General features: G+C 70.2%; 6 protein-coding genes and 2 pseudogenes. 3 read left to right on the forward strand and 5 right to left on the reverse strand.

The genetic code is table 11. The annotated features are described in order from the left end of the window. Positions 1–123 precede the first annotated feature (123 nt). From ACWD5Q_RS35095 to ACWD5Q_RS35105, 3 genes and pseudogenes are all read right to left on the reverse strand, one after another. On the reverse strand, positions 124–966 hold the full coding sequence (locus tag ACWD5Q_RS35095; RefSeq protein ID WP_451431121.1) for a hypothetical protein: 843 nt from the start codon (positions 964–966) through the stop codon (positions 124–126). Positions 967–1,105: 139 nt separating this feature from the next. Next, positions 1,106–1,396: pseudogene (locus ACWD5Q_RS35100) on the reverse strand (hypothetical protein); the annotation flags it as partial. Positions 1,397–1,536: 140 nt separating this feature from the next. After that, positions 1,537–2,076: a PadR family transcriptional regulator gene (locus ACWD5Q_RS35105; protein WP_451431122.1), complete on the reverse strand. Its 540-nt coding sequence runs from the start codon at positions 2,074–2,076 to the stop codon at positions 1,537–1,539. A gap of 125 nt (positions 2,077–2,201) precedes the next feature. Between ACWD5Q_RS35105 and ACWD5Q_RS35110 the strand changes: the two genes are divergently transcribed. After that, complete coding sequence (locus tag ACWD5Q_RS35110) at positions 2,202–2,960, forward strand: alpha/beta fold hydrolase (RefSeq protein ID WP_451431123.1); 759 nt, start codon at positions 2,202–2,204, stop codon at positions 2,958–2,960. 3 nt (positions 2,961–2,963) lie between these two features. Here the strand turns inward: ACWD5Q_RS35110 and ACWD5Q_RS35115 are convergent, their stop codons facing one another. Next, positions 2,964–3,563, reverse strand: coding sequence for a class I SAM-dependent methyltransferase (locus ACWD5Q_RS35115; RefSeq protein WP_451431124.1), 600 nt, complete (start codon positions 3,561–3,563; stop codon positions 2,964–2,966). Positions 3,564–3,745: 182 nt separating this feature from the next. On the opposite strand from ACWD5Q_RS35115, the pseudogene ACWD5Q_RS35120 reads away from it, so the two are divergent. Next, positions 3,746–3,922: pseudogene (locus tag ACWD5Q_RS35120) on the forward strand (ATP-binding protein); the annotation flags it as partial. Between the two features lie 11 nt (positions 3,923–3,933). Here the strand turns inward: ACWD5Q_RS35120 and ACWD5Q_RS35125 are convergent. Next, complete coding sequence (locus ACWD5Q_RS35125) at positions 3,934–4,362, reverse strand: PPOX class F420-dependent oxidoreductase (protein ID WP_451431125.1); 429 nt, start codon at positions 4,360–4,362, stop codon at positions 3,934–3,936. Positions 4,363–4,456: 94 nt separating this feature from the next. On the opposite strand from ACWD5Q_RS35125, the gene ACWD5Q_RS35130 reads away from it, so the two are divergent. Further along, entirely contained in the window at positions 4,457–4,870 is a 414-nt protein-coding gene (locus ACWD5Q_RS35130; protein ID WP_451431126.1) for a roadblock/LC7 domain-containing protein, read from the forward strand. Positions 4,871–5,034: the final 164 nt, after the last annotated feature.

The raw sequence follows: 5,034 nt of genomic DNA on the forward strand, positions 1-5,034 counted from the left end.
TGCTGGGCCTTTCTTGCTGCGCCGGCCGCGGCCCGCGGGCCCCGCCGGTCTCCCGGCCCCCGCCGCCGGGCGCCGGTCCGGCCTTCCACGCCGCGTCCGGGCCGCTCGAGCGGCCCGGACGCTTCAGGCCGGGCGGACCGCCAGTTTGTCCAGCGCCACGAGCAGTCCGGGCAGCTTCGGGCCACGGCCCACGGGGAGAACCTCGCCTGGCTTCTCGTCGAGCAGCACGAACGCGATGTCGTCGGTTCTGGCCACCATGGACCAGCCGGGTCCGTCGGCGCGCAGGGTGCGCGCGTCGCCCGGAGCGAACGAGGAGCGGATACGGCCCAGCGGCGGGGGAGTGTCGACGTAGGCGTGCGCCTCCGCGAGGACACGGCGGACGCCGACAGGGGACTTCTCGCCTCCGCTTTCCTCGCCGTTCTGCGCCCCCTCCCCGGCCGGTGTCCCGTCGTCTGCGGATGCGAAGAAGGCGTCGTCGAGCTGCTCGCGCCACATCGTCCACTGGAGCGCGATCTCGTCGGCTCCCAGGCGTCGTTGTGCCGGCCCCCAGGTGCTGGTGTCAGGCGGGGAGAGCGGCTCGCGGTCGGTGACTTCCGGAGCGGGGTCGTGCGGTGCGGGCAGACCCGGTGCCGCGACGGCCACCGCCAGCGGCCACCCCGGCAGTCCGGCGACGACCGTCCGCTCGTCCGGCGAAAGTTCGTACTCCATGCCGCAGTCCCAGGACGCGATGGCCACGGCCACCAGTGACACGTCGTCGATGACCACGGTCCAGCGCGCGCCGTCGCCGTCCTGACCGAGCACGAGGCCGTACCCGTCGGCCGCGGGCGACAGGTCGAGCGCCGCACAGGCATCCGGATAGTCGTCGCCCAGCACGCTCGGAAACTGCGCGGGCGTCAGCAGAGCCGCCGTCAGCACATACAGCGCGTCGTCCTCGGCGGCGACGGCGTCCTCGTCCGTCCCAGCCATGCCACCCTCCCTGTGGGTTCGTCCGTCGGCGCACCCTAATGCGCCCACGAGCCGGTTGTCACGAGTGCGAATCACACGAGGAACCGCAGTTCTCCGGCGGGAACGGGGCGAAACGGCCGAGCGGGCTCCGGACTCGGACGGCGGGCGGACCGAGCAGCGTGCGCGCGACCGCCGACGACGACTCGTCGCGCTCCCGAGCCAGGGTGATGACGGCCCGGTACGCCGGCTCGTTCACGCCGAACGACAGGGCCTCCGGTGATACCCACGCCACGATCTCGTCCACGCGGTCCTGGCTGTCCTCGGCACGCGCCGAGGCATAGGCCGCGACTGCCTCGAACAGGTTGTGCGTGCGCATCTCCCCGCCCGGGCACGTTTCCGTGCCCGAGGACTTGCCGAATCCGCCGACCGACTTGCGGATCCTGCCAAACATGCCGACCACCTTCCCCCCGTGGGTGCCCCAGCCGACGTGCATCTGCCGCTTGGCAACCTAGAGTTTGAAACTGCGGCGGCATAAAGGGCCCGGACGGTGAAGAGCTTCGAGTGACTCGAACTCCGCCGCTTTCCGGCGCATCAACCTGAGGCGCCGCTCCCCTCAAGTGAGGCGAGTGTCGTGCGCAACCAGGCCAGCTCGGCCTGGCTCGTGGCGCGGGCGATCGTGAGGATGCCGCGTCTGAAGGGATCGCCCAGCTCCTCCACGCGCAACGGCCGGTCGCCCTCGTAGAAGAAGCTGGAGGGTTCCTCCAGGAAGGCGAGCCGACGGCGCAGCACGGCGGCTTGGGCCGCCGGGTCCTCCAAGTGCCTGAGGAAGGCGAGCACCGTGAACCAGCGGTTCTCGTCGCTGATGTCGCGCTGCGCGGGTTCCGCGAGCCGGTGACGCAGCTCCTGCCTGCCCTCGTCGGTGAGCGTCAGGACGTGCCGCGGAGCGGCCACGGAGCCCGGCTCCGTCGTCCGCGCCAGCAGTCCGGACTTCTCCAGCCGCTTGATCGCGGGATAGAGCGTGCTCTCGGCGACGGGGCGCACGTGGCCCGTCAGCGCGGTGATGCGTTTGCGCAGCTCATAGCCGTGTAGCGGGGCGCTGTGCAGAAAACCGAGGATGGCGAGTTCCAGCATGCCCGTATTATGCCGCGTCCTCGTAATACATCCATTGCATAGCGCATCCTTAGCATAATACATCGCTATCGATGTATTATGTCCGGACAGGTGGAGACCGACAGCAGCGCAGAGGAGAAAGAGCGATGCAGCAGGCCGAGTTCGACGGCAACGGGAGCCTGATCCGCTGGACCGAGACGCCCGGAACGCTCCCCGCGCGCGTGTATGTGCACGGATTGGGCGCGACCTCGACGGTGTACCACGCACACATAGCGGCACGGCCCGAACTCGCCGGACGCCGGACCCTCTTCGTCGACCTTCCGGGACACGGGATCAGCGACCGCCCCGCGGACTTCGCGTACACCTTGGAGAACCACGCCGATGCGCTGGCTGCCGCACTGGACCAGGCGAAGGTCACCGGGGCGGAACTCGTCGCGCACAGCATGGGCGGTTCCGTCGCCATCGTGCTCGCCCATCGCCGGCCCGACCTCGTCTCACGGCTGGTGCTCATCGAGGCCAACCTCGATCCGAATCCGCCGGCCGGGGCCGGGAGCAGTGGTATCTCCCGGTACACGGAGGACGAGTACGTCGACAACGGCGGGCACGCGCGCGTGCTCAGCCGGATCGGCCCCACCTGGGCGGCTACCATGCGCCTCGCCGACCCCCGCGCCCTCCACCGCGCGGCCACGAATCTCGTGCGCGGCACGAACCCCACCATGCGCCGGCTGCTGGAGGCGCTGACAGTGGACCGGGTCTACCTCCAGGGCGAACTGAGTGGCGAACTCGACGGCAGAGAGGGCCTGGAGGCCGCGGGCGTTCGTGTGGTGATGGTCCCCGGGGCCGGGCACAACATCATGTTCGACCAACCCGACGCTCTCGTCGCAGAGGTCGCGGCGGTCCGCTGAGGCTCAGCCCTCGCGGACGGCCAGGGCGAGGAAGCGGGTGTCCTCGTCGACGTACGACGTCATGCGCCAACCGGAACCCGCCAACAGGGGGCGGAGGTTGGGCTCGGCGCGCAGGTCGTCGGGGGTGATCTGCCGGCCCTGGCGGGCCGCGAGGGCTGCCCGGCCGATCGGATGGAAGAGCGCCAGCAAGCCGCCGGGACGCACCACCCGGGCCAACTCCCTCAGGTTCCGGGCCGGGGCAGGGAGATGGGCGATGAGACCCGCCGCGAAGACCGCGTCGAGGGACTCCGTGCGCAACGGCAGCGCGGCCACGTCGGCGAGCAGCAGTCGTCCGTCGCGGTCCCGTCCAGCCCGTACGGCGGCCGTCAGCATCGCCGGGGTGAGATCGGCCCCCAGAACCACTCCCGACGGCCCCACGGCCGCGCGCAGCAGCGGCAGGGCCCGGCCCGTGCCGCAGCCGGCGTCGAGTACGCGGGCGCCCTCGTGCAGCCCGAGGGCGGTGACCGCTGCGGCGTAGGCCGGGCCGTCGTCGGGGAACCGGGTGTCCCAGTCGGCTGCCCGTGCGGTGAAGAACTCCTGGACGTGTGTGTGGTCGTCGCTCATGGTTCGCATGATTCCTCACCTCCATGAGGGATGTCTCTGCGCGCATGTACAGGCATGTAGCGATCGTTCCCCGGTCTGCCCGGGTCAGATTCCAACACTTTTCGAAATGCGCCCCCTGCGCGCTCCCTCGTCAGGACTAGCGTCCCCGGGACATGGGACACCTGGACCACGCCACATTCGGCTGCTTCGCGGGAGCCCGCACCTATGACGCCTCCGATGTGTCGCACGCCCTCGACCTCGACCGGGGCACGCCCGCGGTGCTCTGCGACGCACGGGACCGTGACTCCGGGAAGGAAGTGCTGATCCGCCTCGTCGAGTACGCCGGGCGGATGCACGCCGCCCGGCTGCTCGACTCCGTGAGCTGGCGCCGCTACTCGGCGACGGCCGCGTACGCCAGCACCTTCTCGATCCTCACCCGGACGAGGAGTTCCCCGGGGACGCCGTTGCGAGCGCCGAACTCCTCGGCCCGCTCCTCACCCATGTACCGGGCGCCGAGCCGGGTCGCCCAGTGCCGCACCTCGTCAAGGTTCTCCGACAACTCGGCTCGTCCCTGCAGCACGACGAAGCCGTACGGGGGACGGTCGTCGTCCACGCACAGGGCGACGCGGTCGTCTCGGGTGAGATTCCGTCCCTTCACCGTCTCCCTTCCGGTGTTGAACACCACATCGTCGCCGTCCAGCAGGAACCAGATCGGTGCCACGTGCGGACTGCCGTCGGCGCGGACGGTGGAAAGCTTCCCGGTGCGGGTGCCGTGGGAGACGAAAGCCCGCCACTGTTCGTCGGTCATCTTCTGTGCCATGTGTCCATCCTGCTTGCCGCGAGGGCGGCTGTGGTGAAGGCTGGCTCACCGAATCCTCCGACCGGGGGGAGCGACATCACGGGGAGAGAGGACCATGGCGCAGAACACCGGACTCGGCTGGCTCCTGGACGATCTGACCGGGCGCGTGGAGCACATACGGCATGCGCTGGTGCTGTCCAACGACGGGCTGGTGACCGGCACGAGCACCGGACTGCGGCGCGAGGACGCCGAGCATCTTGCCGCGGTGTCGTCCGGGCTGCACAGCCTGGCCAAGGGGTCGGGGCGCCACTTCGGAGCGGGCCAGGTCCGCCAGACCATGATCGAGTTCGATGACGCGATCCTGTTCGTGACGGCGGCCGGCCCGGGAAGCTGTCTGTGCGTGCTCAGCGCCGCCGAGGCCGACATCGGGCAGATCGCGTACGAGATGACGCTGCTCGTGAACCGGGTCGGTGAACACCTGGCGGTGGACGAGCGGCAGCGGGACCGCACGCCGACCAGGGATCCCTGACCGCGAGGCGAACACCATCCCAGATCTGGGGAGCCGACGCCTGCGACCCACGGCCGTTGGCGTGTGACCTGATCCTATGAGGGCCGGGCCCCCTTCCCTGCTCAGCCCGGTGGTTCCTATCGTCCGGGTATGCACGAGCTCAGGAGGGAGGCCCTCAATGTCTG

It is taken from the genome of Streptomyces sp. NPDC002513 (assembly GCF_053595355.1).

Excerpts from the sequence above, each read along its gene's own strand:
- ACWD5Q_RS35105 (WP_451431122.1), bottom strand. The coding sequence starts at position 2,076 with ATGCTGGAACTCGCCATCCTCGGTTTTCTGCACAGCGCCCCGCTACAC.
- ACWD5Q_RS35110 (WP_451431123.1), top strand. The coding sequence starts at position 2,202 with ATGCAGCAGGCCGAGTTCGACGGCAACGGGAGCCTGATCCGCTGGACC.
- ACWD5Q_RS35130 (WP_451431126.1), top strand. The coding sequence starts at position 4,457 with ATGGCGCAGAACACCGGACTCGGCTGGCTCCTGGACGATCTGACCGGG.
- ACWD5Q_RS35095 (WP_451431121.1), bottom strand. The coding sequence starts at position 966 with ATGGCTGGGACGGACGAGGACGCCGTCGCCGCCGAGGACGACGCGCTG.
- ACWD5Q_RS35115 (WP_451431124.1), bottom strand. The coding sequence starts at position 3,563 with ATGAGCGACGACCACACACACGTCCAGGAGTTCTTCACCGCACGGGCA.
- ACWD5Q_RS35125 (WP_451431125.1), bottom strand. The coding sequence starts at position 4,362 with ATGGCACAGAAGATGACCGACGAACAGTGGCGGGCTTTCGTCTCCCAC.